Origin of the sequence: Thalassospira sp. MCCC 1A01148, from assembly GCF_001613795.1 — a bacterium.
In the GTDB taxonomy this organism is placed as follows: domain Bacteria; phylum Pseudomonadota; class Alphaproteobacteria; order Rhodospirillales; family Thalassospiraceae; genus Thalassospira.
In genome coordinates this window covers 185,866-200,907 of the sequence record NZ_LPVZ01000018.1, presented here as the reverse complement: position 1 = coordinate 200,907, position 15,042 = coordinate 185,866, and the positions used below count along the sequence as shown (strand labels likewise).

At 56.6% G+C, this 15,042-nt stretch carries 14 protein-coding genes; 8 read left to right on the top strand and 6 right to left on the bottom strand.

All coding sequences use genetic code 11. From position 1 onward, the window contains the following. Positions 1-124: 124 nt before the first annotated feature. The 6 genes from AUQ43_RS07465 to AUQ43_RS07440 form a co-directional block, all read right to left on the bottom strand. Positions 125-370, bottom strand: a complete 246-nt coding sequence (locus tag AUQ43_RS07465) for a hypothetical protein (protein WP_062955621.1) — start codon at positions 368-370, stop codon at positions 125-127. Next, positions 370-1,893, bottom strand: coding sequence for a portal protein (locus AUQ43_RS07460; protein WP_062955620.1), 1,524 nt, complete (start codon positions 1,891-1,893; stop codon positions 370-372). Before AUQ43_RS07460 ends, AUQ43_RS07465 begins: the two co-directional genes overlap by 1 nt. Positions 1,894-1,895: 2 nt before the next feature. After that, entirely contained in the window at positions 1,896-2,132 is a 237-nt protein-coding gene (locus AUQ43_RS07455; protein ID WP_062955619.1) for a hypothetical protein, read from the bottom strand. Between the two features lie 236 nt (positions 2,133-2,368). Further along, positions 2,369-2,893: a hypothetical protein gene (locus AUQ43_RS07450; protein ID WP_062955618.1), complete on the bottom strand. Its 525-nt coding sequence runs from the start codon at positions 2,891-2,893 to the stop codon at positions 2,369-2,371. Then, positions 2,881-3,321 carry a hypothetical protein gene (locus AUQ43_RS07445; protein WP_062955617.1) on the bottom strand — a complete coding sequence of 147 codons (441 nt, stop codon included), beginning with the start codon at positions 3,319-3,321 and terminating at the stop codon, positions 2,881-2,883. Before AUQ43_RS07445 ends, AUQ43_RS07450 begins: the two co-directional genes overlap by 13 nt. A 389-nt stretch (positions 3,322-3,710) precedes the next feature. Further along, positions 3,711-4,745 (bottom strand): LacI family DNA-binding transcriptional regulator, encoded by a 1,035-nt coding sequence (locus AUQ43_RS07440; protein ID WP_232310621.1) that lies wholly within the window; start codon positions 4,743-4,745, stop codon positions 3,711-3,713. 146 nt (positions 4,746-4,891) lie between these two features. On the opposite strand from AUQ43_RS07440, the gene AUQ43_RS07435 reads away from it, so the two are divergent. The 8 genes from AUQ43_RS07435 to AUQ43_RS07400 all read left to right on the top strand — a co-directional run bounded on the left by AUQ43_RS07435 (position 4,892) and on the right by AUQ43_RS07400 (position 15,040). Further along, positions 4,892-5,902 carry a TRAP transporter substrate-binding protein gene (locus AUQ43_RS07435; RefSeq protein ID WP_062955615.1) on the top strand — a complete coding sequence of 337 codons (1,011 nt, stop codon included), beginning with the start codon at positions 4,892-4,894 and terminating at the stop codon, positions 5,900-5,902. A 115-nt stretch (positions 5,903-6,017) separates the two neighbouring features. After that, positions 6,018-6,596 carry a TRAP transporter small permease gene (locus tag AUQ43_RS07430; RefSeq protein WP_084272018.1) on the top strand — a complete coding sequence of 193 codons (579 nt, stop codon included), beginning with the start codon at positions 6,018-6,020 and terminating at the stop codon, positions 6,594-6,596. Then, the gene (locus tag AUQ43_RS07425; RefSeq protein WP_198157157.1) at positions 6,593-7,870 is read left to right on the top strand and encodes a TRAP transporter large permease; all 1,278 of its coding nucleotides are present in this window, start codon (positions 6,593-6,595) and stop codon (positions 7,868-7,870) included. Before AUQ43_RS07430 ends, AUQ43_RS07425 begins: the two co-directional genes overlap by 4 nt. 10 nt (positions 7,871-7,880) lie before the next feature. Next, complete coding sequence (locus tag AUQ43_RS07420) at positions 7,881-8,420, top strand: VOC family protein (RefSeq protein ID WP_062955613.1); 540 nt, start codon at positions 7,881-7,883, stop codon at positions 8,418-8,420. A 3-nt stretch (positions 8,421-8,423) separates the two neighbouring features. After that, positions 8,424-9,695, top strand: a complete 1,272-nt coding sequence (locus AUQ43_RS07415) for a ribulose-bisphosphate carboxylase large subunit family protein (RefSeq protein ID WP_062955612.1) — start codon at positions 8,424-8,426, stop codon at positions 9,693-9,695. A 2-nt stretch (positions 9,696-9,697) separates the two neighbouring features. Beyond that, a complete protein-coding gene (locus tag AUQ43_RS07410; protein WP_062955611.1) occupies positions 9,698-10,996 on the top strand; it encodes a four-carbon acid sugar kinase family protein in 1,299 nt (432 codons plus the stop codon). Positions 10,997-11,055: 59 nt separating this feature from the next. Next, on the top strand, positions 11,056-11,676 hold the full coding sequence (locus AUQ43_RS07405; protein ID WP_062955610.1) for a helix-turn-helix transcriptional regulator: 621 nt from the start codon (positions 11,056-11,058) through the stop codon (positions 11,674-11,676). A 145-nt stretch (positions 11,677-11,821) separates the two neighbouring features. After that, positions 11,822-15,040, top strand: coding sequence for an ATP-binding protein (locus tag AUQ43_RS07400; protein WP_232310620.1), 3,219 nt, complete (start codon positions 11,822-11,824; stop codon positions 15,038-15,040). The last annotated feature ends 2 nt before the right edge of the window (positions 15,041-15,042 follow it).

Here is a 15,042-nt window from a genome sequence, read left to right as displayed (position 1 = left end):
GAACACTCCGCTAAATGGTGTCAAACTTTGATTGGGACGTGTGGTGCGAGGTTCCCGCTTTCGCGGGAATGACGTTCGTTCCATGCAGCTGTTTTGGGTACCGTCATCCCCGCGAAGGCGGGGATCAATCTGCGGCGGAACGCTCTGCCAGCCGCTTGATCTGCAGTACCAGCGCGCGCTTCCCTTCGCGCATCCAGATCGCCGCAGTGCTGGCATCCGGGCCAAGGGCTGTGTGCAGAAAATGGCGTTCAAGATCGGCCAGCACCTTTGCTCCGGCGTCACTTTCAAAACAAGCCTGCCAGTGGTCAGTGCCGTCCTCGCTCAAGCACTCGTTCTCGGCCTCAAACCAGTCCCATCCGTTCTCAACCATCACACCGCCTCCGCGATTTCAGGGGGCAGGCTTGGCCGCAACAAATGGTCGGGCACACCAAACTGATCGGCAAGCCAGCGGACCATCACGGGCAGATCGACCTCTGCCAAGGCATCAGGGCCAAGGGCCGCGATGCGTGACAGCCAATCAAGCGCCTGTCCCGCCTGCACCCGTTTGGGCAATTGCGCCAAGGGGGCTGCATGACGTAGCACCACAACATCGCCATCCAGCGGGATGTCGGGAAGTTCGCCTGTTTGGGTCAGGAGATAAAGCGCACGCCGGATCAGCGGATAGAGCAATTCCGCCTGCAACCGGCCATAGGTTGCACCCAGAAGTCGGGCGTTTTCCGATGCGCGTTCAAGCACCTCGGTCGCGGTCATGCCCGGTTGATCGGTCTGGCCCAACCGATCGGCCAGCAAGCAGCGCCGAATGCGATCGCGCAGGTCTGAGAGCACAAGATCAGACACATCAAAGCGCCCCGGTGCCTCAAGCGGTTTGAGCCCGGCCGATCCAACGGCCTTGGGGATGATGCTGCCCGGCACCAACCGGATGGTTGCCGGGTTCAGAACGCCATCATCATCGGCCTGCCAGATACCCGTCACCGCTATGGAGGCATTTTTCAAAACCAGTTCGACAACCTTATTCGCGGTCTTGATGTCGGGCAGCGCCTTCATCACCGGGGACCGGCCATAAATCTCGCCCGGTGCCTTCATCCAGCGAAAGGCGATATAGGGCGACACATCAAACCGGTCGCGATAGATCAGATCATGGGTATTGGCGTCCCCGTCTTCGCGAAACACACACAGTTCATAGCCGGTTTTGTGATCCGTTGCCGGAAGCACGGCCTCGATCACGGTGATGCGTTTCGGCGCGTCCTTGTCATCGCGATCATCACCGCCAAAACCCTTTGCCCCCGGCCAGGTTGCAAGGATTTCCGCGCGGGTAAGTGCCAGTTTGCGAAACACCGCATCCATCTTGCCATCCGATCGTTCTTCAAACGCCAGATCGCGCAACGGCACGGCGGTAAAGCGCAAAGCAGACGGGCTGTGCAAATCGGCCTTTTCCAGCCGCAAGCATGCAGTCCCGGCCGTCACCAGATCCAGAAACGCCTGATGCATTTCGACGGCAAAGTTCGACCGATCAAAATGCCCCTGCAAAATCCGAACGGCCCGGCCAAGTTGCTCAGTCAAAACCTGTCGGTCCGCATTGGCGACATTACCGCCGGGCTCCAATTCAAACCAGCCGCCACCGGGCGGGGTGATTTCGGCCATCAGGCTGGCGGCAAGCTGTTCGACCGCATCCGATGCGGTTGCGTCAAACACCCGATCCAGGCGCTTGCCGCCATTGGTCTGGTTGCTGGCTGCCGCATTGCGCTGTGGCAGGGCAAATTCATAGCAATCCTGCCAATGGGCAATCCAGTTGCGCCGGCGTTCCATCGCCTTTTGAAAGCGGGCGCGCAACTGGGTGATATCTGCCCCATCGGTTGCCTTGTCCTCAGCCACTGCCTTTTGCGATTTCGCCATGCCTATTCCCCCAACAGGTTCTTGCCACCGCCCACCTTGGCGATGCGGTCCGTCAAAAGCCCGCGATAACTTGTCCCGATCAGGCTGGCACGGCCATACCGGCGGCGTTCAAGCGCCTCGGTCCGGGCAGATCGTGCGGCATCTTCGGCACTGGTGTCGGCTTCGTGCTCGGTCGCCGTTCGCATTGGGACCGGCGGCGCGGCACGTGCTGGTTTCGGCGTGGAAAACAGACTTCCCATCGGGGCCTCCGGGTTTGAAGATCAATATGTGCTTTTAGCTTGCGGTTCGGGTTCCCGCCTGCGCGGGAACGACGTTCGTTCCATGCACTGTTTTGGGCACCGTCATCCCCGCGAAGGCGGGGATCCGGAGCGGCGCGCTCCATCACCCCAAACGCAAAAACGCCCGCAAGGGTCGGAACCCTGCGGGCGCATCTGTGGCGTTGATTTGTCTCTTATGCCACACTAAAAAGAACAAATCAAGAACATTTTTCAGAAAAAAACACATCGCCGATCTGATCAGGGTTTTCAGCCCGCTGTTGCAGATGGCGATAGAGCTGCCAGGGGGTGACGATCCAGAAGGCCGAAATGCCCAAAAGGCGTTTGACCAGCTCCACACAGCTCATCGGGCCAAAGCGGACCTTGTGCGCAACCGAGGCCGGATACCGCGCCCAGATACAGTGAAAGCCAAGGCCACGATAATAGGCCGCCGGATCAAAGATCGGCGAATAGCACCAGCTTTCACAACGCACCCGATGGCTTTGCGGATCAAGGCAAATCCATTCCCCGGCCCGCACCCCCGAAACCAGTACAAAGCAATGACGAAATCCCGGTTTCAGGATACGCAACAATCGCTTTTCCGGGGCATCGGCAAAGACGACAAGCACCGAAACCTCGCGCCCTGAAGCAGATTGGTCAGCCCAGTGATCCATCCATGGACCGGCCGATTCCTGCGCCGTTTCGGCGGTTTTGGCTTGTTTGAGAACGTTGGTTACATCCCGCATGGCGACAGATCCCCACCCAGTTCCACGGCAACATCCTCGTGATGGAAACTTTCATCACGCCCGCGTTTGACAATGCCGCGTGTGATCAGCACATTTTCAAGCGCATCAAGGGCCTGTTGCCATAAATCACCCTTGTCCTTTTCACGTGGATCGCGGGCATCGGGTTCGCGTTCGACGAGGCCAAAATATTCCAGTACCTGCAAATGCCGGTCGCCCAGAATGCCGCCCTTTTTAAGGCGCATCACCGCGTTATAAACATCATCAGGGTCACAGGGGCGCACCACCTCGCCCGCGTCGGCCACCACACGCGCGCCTTCGATCCTGGCTGTCTGACAGCGCACGAACCAGAACCACGCCTGCCGGGCACTGGAAAAAGGGGTGATGTCGCGCGCAGAAAGTGGTTTGGGAAAAAGTCGTTGTTCGGTCACGTCGCCCTCCTGCTAGGTAATGCCTGCTCAATCCACCGGGCCTGCAACCGCACCTTCACCGCACCAGATCCAGAAAATGGATACAGTTATCCCGCCCGCGCATTTCTCAATGCACGCCGGTACGATGAATGGTTTGTGATGTCCCCAAGGGCGGCTTTCCACCCGCGCATATCAGCAGCTTTGACCGCCGCCTTGTCAGCCCGCCTTCATCAGGCAAGGCTTACTTCCAGATGCAATTCCGGTGTTGATATGCAAGCTATAATCCCTTTTTGTTCTCATTGTAAAGGATTAATTTCCTATCCAGAAGATGAGGCAATCCTGCACGCATGGCATCGCGCGCCAGACAATGTCTCGTAACCATCTGATTTTACGGGTTTTGCGCCCCCGCCTTATGGCAGGTTTTCCTTCACCACGACTTCCATGGTGAGTTTGGCGACGTCTTCATCAGCCGCCTGACCGTTGCGGAGGTTTTCGAAAATCCGCAGGGTGTTTTGCACGATCACGCCCGGGCTTTGGGTGATGACGACATCCATGATCTCTTCAAGCAAAAAGCGCCGCGTATCAGGGGTCAGGCCATGACCGATAAAGATGATGTCGCGTCCCCGGCCACTTTCACGCAGCGCGCGTGCCACCCCGTCTGACGAACCGCCGACATTATAAATCCCGACCAGATCGGGATATTCTTCCAGAAGCGATTTGGTGTGCAGGTAGTTTTCACTGCGATCATCATGGCCTTCACGCGCCGCCACCACGCGGATATCGGGATAGTCTTCTTCCATCAGCGACAGGAATCCCATTTCGCGTTCTTGATGGGCGCGATAGGTGCGGCTGGCCGCAATCATCGCCACCCGCCCGCGATTCGGCCCCATGAACCGGCCGAGCAAATAGCCCGCTGTCCGTCCGACCGCCCGGTTATCAAGCCCGACATAGGCCGCATGCGGCACACCGGAAATGTCCGATACCACGGTAATGATGTGTTTGCCCGCATCCTGCAATTCGGCGACGGTTTCACGCACGAGGGGATGATCAATCGCCATAAAGGCAATGCCATCGGCCTTTTCGCCATGCTGGCGCAAGGCCTCGGACAGGAGTTGCGGATTGAAACTGTCGATAAAATAGACGCGCGCGCGGATGTTATAGCCCGTCGTCGCCTCGGCCGCAGTTTTGATGCGATCACCCAGCAGTTTGAGGTACGGGTTCGTACCTGATGGCAACAAAAACACCACGCGCATCGGCTTGGGCCGGAAGACTTCATGGGTGTCTGTTTCGGGCAGATAGCCAAGTTCGCTTGCTGCCTGAAGTACGCGCTTTGCCGTGCGTTCACGCACACAGGGGCGCTTGTTGAGCACCCGGTCGACCGTTGCCGGAGATACCCCTGAAAGGTCGGCAATATCCTTGATGATTGGCCCGCTTGTTTTTGGCATCGCACCCTCAAAAACATCAAAACACATCATTTTATGATGTTTGATGAGGCAATATGTTTCACGTACTCTGAGATCATTCAAGGGAAAAGAGCAACAAGACAGTCCTGAAATAGACTAGAACCATCAGACCATCACGGGAGGAAACCATGGTCATCCAAAGCAAGTTCCGCCAAATGGCGACCGCGCTCGTCGCCGCTGCATCGATCTCTGTCGTGGCCCATACCGCCAGCGCACAGGAATATGAGCTCAATTACGGCCACATGAATTCGCCGACCAGCGTTGTCGGCATGCAGGCCGATTGGCTGGCCGAAGAAATCGCCAAAAACACGGGTGGTGCCGTCAAGATCGACGTTTATCCGTCATCCCAGCTTGGCAAGATTCAGGAACTCGCCGAAGGCGTTTCCATGGGGTCCATCGCACTGTCGCACAACACTGCGGGTGCGCTGAGCTCGCTTTACGAAGATTTCGGTGTGCTTGATACCCCGTATCTTTATCGCGATTACGATCACCTGATGAATGTTGTTGATATCGACTCCCCGGTCATGGCCGACCTTAATCAGGGCCTGATTGAAAATACCGGCATGCGCGTTTTGTATGCGTTTTATTTCGGCACCCGTCAGTTGACGGCAAACATGGCGGTCAAAACCCCGGCGGACCTCAATGGCGTTAAAATCCGTGCCATCCCGTCACCGGTCTATCTGACCGCGGTCGAGGGCCTTGGCGCTGTTCCGGTGCCCGTAGATTGGTCGGAAGTTCCCACAGCCCTTGCCACCGGCATTGTTCAGGGCCAGGAAAACCCGGTAAACGTGGCCGTGGACCACAAGCTTTATGACGTTCAGTCACACATGATGCTGACCGGTCATATTTCGGCCGCCGAGATCGTCGTGATCAACGAAGACCTGTGGCAGAGCTTCCCTGATGACATCAAGGAAGGCATTGCCAAGGCGGCGGAAACCGTGCGCATGAAAGCGTCCCAGACCATCCTTGATAAAGAGGCAGGCGATCTTGCCAAGCTCAAGGAAGCGGGCATGACCATCATCGGTCCGGATGACGGTCTTGATGTTGCGGCCTTCCGTTCCGGTGTGGAAAAGCTCGTAAATGAGCGCTTCGGCGACAAATACGGCGCGTATTACGAAGAAATTTCCGCCATCAAATAAGCGCCCGCAAACAGGCGTTTAAAATGGTCGTCCGTCGGGCGGTATCAGGGAACAAAACGTTCAGGGGTGCCGCCCGTCTTTTCCCACGATCCAACTCTTTTAATCAGGTTTCGTCATGTCCTACAGGAACTCCCCGGTTTACAAGGGGCTGGACCGGATTTGCCGGGTTCTGACCACCTTTTCCATGATGATGCTGGCCTTGATGTCAGTTCTGGTGGTTGGTCAGGTTATCTTGCGCAACTTTTTTGATCTTGGCCTACCCTGGGCAGACGAACTGTCGCGTATTTCCAATATCGCGCTGGTGTTTTTCGCCGTCCCGGCACTTATGCTTCATAACCGCCACATTGCGATTGATCTGCTGTTCAGTGCATTGGGCGCACGTGGCAAGGCGATCCTGCGGTTTGCCAATTACGCGCTGATTACCCTATTTTCCGCCATTTTCCTTTATGGCCTTTATAAATTTCTGATGCGTGCGGGCAAGTTTTCCACGCCCTCGCTTTCCATGCCCAATTATGCGGTGTACGCGCCGGTGGTGATGGCCATCGTGCTGTTGCTCGCCGTCGCACTTTATCGGCTGATTTCACGGACCGAACCTGTCACCGACTATGAAGACGAGGATGGCGGCAACGCGATTGCCCAGGCCATCGAAAGCGAAATGGCAGAAAGCCAGTCGTCCGAGGATTCCCGCAAATGATGAGTGCAACCCTCCTTATCCTGTTTCTGGCGATGATGATCATCCGCCTGCCGATTGCGGTCTGCCTTGGCCTGTCGTCTGCGGTTGTCATGATCCTGTTTAACCTGCCGATGACGGTTCTGGCCCAGCGCACCGTCAACGCACTGGATTCCACCCCGCTTCTGGCCGTGCCGCTGTTTATCTTTGCCGCCAACCTTTTAAGCCTGTCGGGTGTCACCAACCATTTGTTCGAGCTTGTCCGCATGATGGTCGGCTGGATCCGGGGCGGCACCGCGCAGGTAAGCGTTCTGGTCAGCCTGATCTTTTCGGGCGTATCCGGTGCGGCGCTGGCTGATATCGGCGCGCTTGGCGCGGTTCAGATCAAGATGATGCGCAAGCAGGGCTATTCTGCCGAATTTGCATCGGGCATCACCATGGCTGCGGCCACCATCGGTCCGATCTTCCCGCCCAGCATTCCGATCATTATTTTTGCCTCTGTCGCCAATGTATCGGCGGTAAAGCTTCTGATTGCCGGGATCGTGCCCGCTGTTCTGATCACCGCCCTTTTGATGCTGCAGGTCGGCGTGATGGCGCGCATCTACAAGCTGCCGCGCGATGAAGTGAAATTCAACATTGCCGCCTTTGCCCGCAAATTCGTCATTTCCCTGCCCGCCCTTGCCGCCCCCGTCATTCTGATTGGCGGTCTGGTATCGGGCTATTTCGGGCCAACCGAAGTGGCCGGTGTGACGGTGGCCTATGCGCTTCTGATCGGTAAATTCATCTATCGCCAGCTTGATCTCAAACGTGTGCTGACGGCTGCACGCGACAGTGTCGATGCTACGGGCAGTGTGCTGTTTATCGTTTCAACCGCGGCCCTGTTTGCCTGGGTTCTGACCATGGACCGCCTGCCCGCCACCGCCAGCGAGTTCTTGCTGGGGCTTTCAAGCGATCCATTGGTGCTGTTGTTGATCGTCAATGTGCTGTTGCTGGTGGTCGGCATGTTCCTTGAGTCCATCGCCGCCATCCTGATCATTGCACCGATCATTACGCCTGCGATGACCGCGGCCGGTGTTGATCCGCTTCAGCTTGGCATTGTGTTTGTGCTGAACCTGATGATCGGTCTTCTGACACCGCCGGTCGGCATGAGCCTTTATATGGTCAGCATCATCGCCAAGATGCCGCTGCACCGGGTGATCCGTGGTGCACTTCCCTTCCTGTTACCGCTGTTTTTGTCGCTGCTCGCAGTGACCTGCATACCGGCAATCTCGATCTGGTTGCCCAACATTCTGGATTAAGTGAGGAACTATGAGCAGATTTCTTGGTGAAATTCGCCAGCTCGGCTACGTCGTGCCCGATATTGAGGCCGCCATGGAATATTGGTCGGAAACAATGGGTGTCGGCCCCTGGTACTACAATCCCAAGGTTCCGATTGAGGATTACCGTTATGACGGCCAGTCCTATGACGTTCATAACTCCGTCGCGCTGGCCAATTCCGGTTACGTACAGGTCGAACTGATCCAGACGCGTAATGATGCCCCGTCGATGTATCGTGATTTCCTTAAGGCGGGTCATACCGGCTTGCAACATGTCGCCTATTGGACCGAAAAGTTCGATGACGATCTGGCGCTGATGGAAAGCAAGGGCTTTACCGTCAAGATGAGCGGCAAGGTCGGTGACAACGGACGCTTTGTCTATTTCGACAAGGAAGACCATCCGGGCACCGTGATCGAACTGTCCGAAGTTGTCGGCCCAAAAGGCCGCCTGTTCAAATCCATTCATGAAGCGTCTATCGACTGGGATGGCAGTGATCCGATCCGTCCGTTCCCGTCGCTTTCGGAAATCTGAGCCATGGACCTGATCGAAGCCCGTTACCTGATCGAAACGCCGATGGACCCGGAAAAGATCGCCGGGATCATGGCTGGTGAGCAAAGCAGCGGCACATTTGTGCGCGTTGCCGGGGAAACCGACGAACTGCGCGAACGGTGTGCTGCCCGCATTCTGAATATCCGCGAACTGACCCCGGTCAACCAGCCCAGTTTGCACAGCGCCTATCTTGCCGCACGCGGTGTCAAGGGCCCCTATCGCCGGGCTGAGATCCGCATCGGGTTCCCTGCGGGGAATATCGGGCGCAATCTGGCAACGCTGGCATCCACTGTTTCGGGCAACCTTTATGATCTGGGCGAGATCACCGGGCTTAAGCTGGTGGACGTCACCCTGCCCAAGGCGTATCGCGATCTTTATGATTATCCGGTTGCCGGAACCAAAGGCACACGCGCGCGCATGAACGTCCATGACCGCCCGTTCTTTGGCACCATCATCAAGCCGAATGTCGGCCTGCGCAGCAATGATATCGCCGATTTGGTCGATCAATTGTGCGAAGCCGGTGTTGATTTCATCAAGGATGACGAAATCTGTGCCAACCCGGAAAGTGCACCACTTGCGGAACGCATTCCTGCCGTGATGGACCGGGTGCGTCGCTATCGCGACAAGACTGGTCGTGATGTGATGATTGCCTTTAACATCACCGATGAAACCGATGCCATGCGCCGCCACGCCGATCTGATCGAAAAGGAAGGCGGATCATGTGCCATGGTCAGCATGAACTGGGCCGGTCTTTCCGCCCTGCAGACCCTGCGCAAGTCGACCAATCTGGTCCTGCACGGGCATCGCAACGGGTTTGGTGCGCTATCACGTCATCCACTGATCGGCATGGCATTCCCGGCCTATCAGACGTTGTATCGCCTGACCGGCATGGATCACATGCATGTCCATGGCATGGGCGGAAAATTCTGTGACGAGGACAGCGAAGTCGCCGCGTCTGCCGAATTGTGTGCCAAACCGCTTGCTGAGGGCAATGGTGACGAAGACCGCGTTCTTCCGGTTTTCTCGTCTGGCCAGTGGGCGGGCACGGTTCCCGCCACCCATGAAGCTGTCGGGTCGGCTGATTTCATGTTCCTTGCCGGTGGCGGCATCCTTGCCCATCCGTCGGGACCTGCGGCGGGCATCACCAGCCTGCGTCAGGCATGGGAAGCCTGCGCGGCCGGTGTCAGCCTTGAAAAACATGCCAAGGAAAACACAGCACTGGCCGAGGCACTATCGTTTTATGGGGCGCGAGGCTGACGATGACCAAATTCATTTTCTGTGCCGATGATTTCACCGGGGCCTCCGATACCCTTGCGACACTGGCCCGCTCCGGGCTGTCAGCACGTCTGTATTTGAACGCCCCGTCATCCTCGGTTTCGGAAAATGATCCCGGTCACGGGTCCAAAAGTCTCGACGCCTTCGGGGTTGCAACGTCGCTTCGCGCTTTGGGGGTCGAAGACGGCGTTGCAACCATTTCTCCGCTGGCCGAAAACATCAAGTCACCGGACTGCAACCTTTATCATTTCAAGGTCTGCTCGACCTTTGACAGTTCACCGAATACCGGCAATATCGCCGCCATTGCGGATCGCTATGCTTTGGCCGTCGGCGCCGACTGGAAGGCGATCATTGGCGGGCAGCCGTCGCTGAAACGCTTTTGCCTGCTGGGCAATCTGTTTGCCGGCGCTGGCAATGGCAAAATCCATCGCATTGATCGCCATCCGGTCATGGCCGAGCACCCCGTTACCCCGATGGACGAGGCAGACCTGCGTTGCCACCTGTCCAAACAGGGCTGGGGGAATATCGGCTTGATCGACTTCACCATGATCCGCAAAGGACGCGCGGCACTGGTGGCCGAAATCAGACGCCGTATTGCGGATGGTGAAACCGAAACCCTGTTTGATGTGGCAGAGGAAACCGATCTTCTGACCATTGGCGAGGCGCTGCGCGAAATCACAGCGGACATGCCCGTCCTGTGTGTCGGCGCAAGCAGCGTCGCACAGGCCATATTCCCGTCCTTTGCCAACATCCCAAAAACCAGGGCACGTCGCCGCGACGGTCCGGTCTTTGCCTTTGCCGGCAGTCGATCCTCCCTGACCGCCGAACAGGTCGCGCACGCGAAAAACTATGTGAAACATTCCGTGCGCCCGACCGATCTTCTGTCGCCCAAAGCCGCTGCTGATCTGCGTGCAGAATGTCTTTCGGTTCTGCAATCGGGCCAAAACCTTTTGGTGTCGCTGTCCGATGATCGCGATCACGACATTGCCAGTCACGATCTTGCGCATGCCAGTGCCGAATTCATCAGCACGATCAGCAACGATGTTGCCCTTGGGTTCCTGCTGATTGCAGGCGGGGATACATCCAGTCTGGCCGTGCAGAAACTGGGTATCGACAGCCTGTCCTTTGCGGCTGATTTTGATGCAGGCGCCCCGATCATTTGTGCCCATTCCACCCGCACCAGACTTGATCATTTGCCGATGCTGCTTAAAGGCGGGCAGATGGGCAAACCCGCCCTGTTTGACAATATTGCAGCCCTGCCGGTCTCCGCCTCATCCAGTTAATTCAGCCAAGGAATTAATTCCTTCTTTCGCAACTGTCATGCGGGCTGCTAGGATGGCCCATGATCCGACATCAACAAATTTGGGCCGCCCTTGATCAGATTGCCGAGGACCACGGTTTGACACCGTCGGGGCTGGCACGACTGGCGCAACTCGACCCGACCACATTTAACCGCTCCAAGCGGACAACGGCACAGGGAAAGCCACGCTGGCCCTCGACCGAAAGCATTTCCAAGGTGCTTTCCGTCACCGATGTCAGTTTCCGTGAATTTTCCGAACTGGTGGACGGCAATGGCGCCGGGCGCATCCCCGTGATCGGCTTTGCGCAGGCGGGCAATCGCGGCTTTTTTGATGATGCCGGATACCCGGTCGGCGGATCTTGGGAAGATATTACCTTTCCCGCCCTGCACGACCCGACCGCCTATGGATTGCGGATCGCGGGCGATTCAATGGCACCGGTATTCCGCGATGGTGATTTGATCATCGTCAGTCCGGCGTCAAACATCCGCCCCAAGGATCGCGTGGTTGTCAAAACCATCGAAGGCGAAGTCATGGCCAAGGAACTTGTCCGGCGTGGCGCGCTTGGTGTCGAAGTCAAATCGCTGAACCCGGATTTCGAAGATCGTTTTATCCCGGCAGATCAAATTGACTGGGTGGCCCGTGTCTTGTGGTGCAGCCAGTAAACGCGCATTGCACCAATCACCCATGGCACCAGTCACCCATTGTGCCCAATTCGATGATTGATCTATTCAAAATCGCAAAGCGACACATTACATTAGTTTCTATCAAAAAAACCGACTGGGCCTGATGGGGAAAAGGAAGAATCGTTTGACGCTGCAACGTCACCATATTGTGCGTTCCCTGGTGATTATCCTTTCCTATTTCGTCACGGGCTATGCGGGCATCCACCTGCCGTATTTCGGCACCAGCGTCACATTGATCTGGCCCCCTGCAGGGATCATTCTGGCGGCGCTTGTTTTTTGGGGATGGCGGTATTTTCCAGCGGTGTATATCGCCGCCTTTCTGCTTAACATCGTGATCGCCGATAGCCTTTCTGCCATGATTTTTGTTGCCGCGGGCACCACGGCGGCAGCAGTTATTCCAGCACTTTTGATTACCCGGTTCGCCAGGCGCTTTCCGTTTAATGGGCTGCGCAACATTTCGGTCTTTCTTTTGTTCGGCGGCCTTCTTGGTCCGACCCTTGCCGCGACCTTTGGTGCCTTCTTCGTCAGTCTGTTTGACATCGGACATTTCGACCAATACGCAACTTGGTGGCTTGGCTGGTTCAAGGGCGATGTTGTCGGTGTGCTGGTCGTAAGCCCGCTGGTCTTGCGCCTGATGAACTGGCGGATCCGACCACGCCCATTGCTTCATCATGCCGAACTGGCATTTATCGGGCTTGCTTGCGTCGTTCTGGCATCGGCCGTGCAAACAATGCCCTTGATCGCCAGACCGGAATTTCTGTTTGTCTTCGTCACACTGCCCTGTGTGATCTGGGCGACTGTGCGGTTTGGCCTGTTGGGGGCCACGCTGATCAACCTGTTGATCACTGCCGACATCATCATCTTTGCCGCCCTTGGCAACACCACCTTTGTCGATACCAACATTCAGTCCGGTTTTCACAGTCTGTTCGTCTATATTATCGCCTGTTCGGTTGGTGCGCTGCTTCTGGCAGTCGGTATCGAACGCATTGCCACATTCACCACGCGTACCCGTGACGGGCGGTTGTCCAATGACGTGCACCGGTTGCGCCGGGCGCTTGCGGTTCTTATCGGCATTGTCGGCTTCGGGGTTTCAGGGACCGCAGCATGGTACACCTATAATCAGCTTCAGGAAGCTGACCGGCTGTCGACCGAACAATACAGGCTGGCTTTTGAAGCCTCGCTTCGTGAGGAACTCGGCCGTGCGACTGACGCCCTGATCGCAGTGCGAACGCTTTTTGACGTTCACGGCAGTGTCTCTGCGAGCACCTTTGACGCCATGCTCGCACCGTGGATTAACCGCAGACCGGGCGTTGCCGCACTCGAATGGGCCCCTTTTGTTGAAAAGCGCGCCCGCACTTTGGTCGAAGAAAACGCAGAGTTACGGGGTGTTGATAACTTCGCCATTCGTGAAATGGTCGATGGAACCATGCAACCTGCACCGCAGCGCGACAGTTACTTCCCGATTTTTTATATCTTTCCGCGCTCGGGCAACGAGCAGCGCGTCGGGTTTGATCTGGCCAGTGAACCTTCACGCAAAAGCGCGCTTGATACGGCCCTTAAGACCAACAATGTTACCCTGACCCAGCCGCTTAATTCCGTTCAGTCAAACGCGTCACTTGTGTCATCACTTGCGTTTCTGGCCGTGGAGAACCGGCGTGATCCCGGCGGCCCCCCACTTGGCGTTGCTGCGGGTGTCTTGCGCATTACCGACATGATCATGCGCGCGGCCCGTGTCGCGCGGATCCCGCTTGATTATGAACTGCATCTTGCGGATACCAAAACATCCGGACAGGCGGGCCTTCTATATTCCACCCGTACGTCCGACCATGCGATTGATCATATCAAACGCGAACGTGCCAAACAGTTTAACCCGAATGTTTCGAATTTCACCTTCGGGTATCGTGACTGGACGATTGTGCTGCATCCCCGGCAGAACGGCCTGAATTCACTGGTGTACTGGCAGCCATGGGCCATTTTTGTCTTTGGCAGCACGATCACCGTCCTGCTTCTGATTTATCTGCGTTCCCTTAATCGCACCGAAAAGCACATTGTCGATCTGGTTGCCACCCGTACCGCAGAACTTGAAGATGCCCGCACCGCTGCTGAAAATGCGATGAACCGCGCGCAACAGGCCGATCGCGCCAAATCGGAATTCATCGCGCATATGAGCCACGAATTCCGGTCCCCGATGACCTCTATTCTGGGCTATGCCCAATTGGCCCGCGACAGTCTGGACAACAGCCCGTCTTCCGAAACCTTGCGGAACTACTTGTCAACCATTCGCGGCGCGGGGCGCCACGTTCTGTCGCTGATCGGCGATATTCTTGATATCTCCAAGATCGAGGCTGGCAAACTTGTCCTTGAAGAAGCCCCGGTTGATCTTCATCGCCTGTGCGAGGAAGTGGTTTCCATGATGGTGGTTCCTGCCCGTGCGCAGGAAAACGCATTGCTACTGGATATTGACCCGGAATTGCCACGTCATGTGGTGGGCGATCCCGTCCGTCTGAAACAGGTTTTGACGAACCTTGTGTCGAACGCCATCAAATTCACCAAGTACGGCAAGATTCAGGTTACCGCAAAGCCGCTTGAACTTGATGAAAACAACGTTTCATTCCGGATTTCGGTTCAGGATGAAGGGATTGGCATCCCCAACAACAAGCTTGAGTCGATCTTTGATGCCTTTACCCAGGTCGATACCACGACGACACGCCGCTATGGGGGTACCGGTCTTGGTTTGACCATCTGCAAGCGCATGGTTCAGGCCATGGGCGGCACCATCAACGTCGATAGTCAGGAAGGCAGCGGCAGCCTTTTCTGGTTTGACCTTACCCTGCCACGCAGCACCGAAGCCGATGTTGCCGAATATGATGGTCAGACCCACTCACAGGATGCAGAACCGGCCGAAGCGGTTGAAGAAACCGAACCGGGCCACTGGAACATTCTGTTGGTCGAAGACATCGAAATCAACCGCATCCTTGCCCAGAAGCTTCTTGAACAGCAAGGCCACACCATCACCACTGCAGCGGATGGTCAGGCTGCACTCGATATTCTCGCCAGCAATGATTTTGATGCGGTTCTGATGGATTTGCACATGCCCGTCCTTGATGGCATCGAAGCCACACGCCAGATCCGCACGTTTGAAAATCAGGTCAAGGCAACCATTCCGGTACTGGCCCTTACCGCCGATATTTCAAATGACAATCTCGAAACGTTCCACGAAACAGGCTTTGACGCCTATTGCACCAAACCGCTCGATATCGACAAGATCAATGCGGAGCTCGCCCGTCTCATTGACCGCAAGCTCGAAGCACGGCAACAAGAGAACGAGATGGCAGATCGCTAGGC

Excerpts from the sequence above, each read along its gene's own strand:
- AUQ43_RS07420 (WP_062955613.1), top strand. The coding sequence starts at position 7,881 with ATGAGCAGATTTCTTGGTGAAATTCGCCAGCTCGGCTACGTCGTGCCC.
- AUQ43_RS07450 (WP_062955618.1), bottom strand. The coding sequence starts at position 2,893 with ATGCGGGATGTAACCAACGTTCTCAAACAAGCCAAAACCGCCGAAACG.
- AUQ43_RS07410 (WP_062955611.1), top strand. The coding sequence starts at position 9,698 with ATGACCAAATTCATTTTCTGTGCCGATGATTTCACCGGGGCCTCCGAT.
- AUQ43_RS07455 (WP_062955619.1), bottom strand. The coding sequence starts at position 2,132 with ATGGGAAGTCTGTTTTCCACGCCGAAACCAGCACGTGCCGCGCCGCCG.
- AUQ43_RS07425 (WP_198157157.1), top strand. The coding sequence starts at position 6,593 with ATGATGAGTGCAACCCTCCTTATCCTGTTTCTGGCGATGATGATCATC.
- AUQ43_RS07435 (WP_062955615.1), top strand. The coding sequence starts at position 4,892 with ATGGTCATCCAAAGCAAGTTCCGCCAAATGGCGACCGCGCTCGTCGCC.
- AUQ43_RS07460 (WP_062955620.1), bottom strand. The coding sequence starts at position 1,893 with ATGGCGAAATCGCAAAAGGCAGTGGCTGAGGACAAGGCAACCGATGGG.
- AUQ43_RS07440 (WP_232310621.1), bottom strand. The coding sequence starts at position 4,745 with ATGCCAAAAACAAGCGGGCCAATCATCAAGGATATTGCCGACCTTTCA.
- AUQ43_RS07405 (WP_062955610.1), top strand. The coding sequence starts at position 11,056 with ATGATCCGACATCAACAAATTTGGGCCGCCCTTGATCAGATTGCCGAG.
- AUQ43_RS07430 (WP_084272018.1), top strand. The coding sequence starts at position 6,018 with ATGTCCTACAGGAACTCCCCGGTTTACAAGGGGCTGGACCGGATTTGC.
- AUQ43_RS07465 (WP_062955621.1), bottom strand. The coding sequence starts at position 370 with ATGGTTGAGAACGGATGGGACTGGTTTGAGGCCGAGAACGAGTGCTTG.
- AUQ43_RS07415 (WP_062955612.1), top strand. The coding sequence starts at position 8,424 with ATGGACCTGATCGAAGCCCGTTACCTGATCGAAACGCCGATGGACCCG.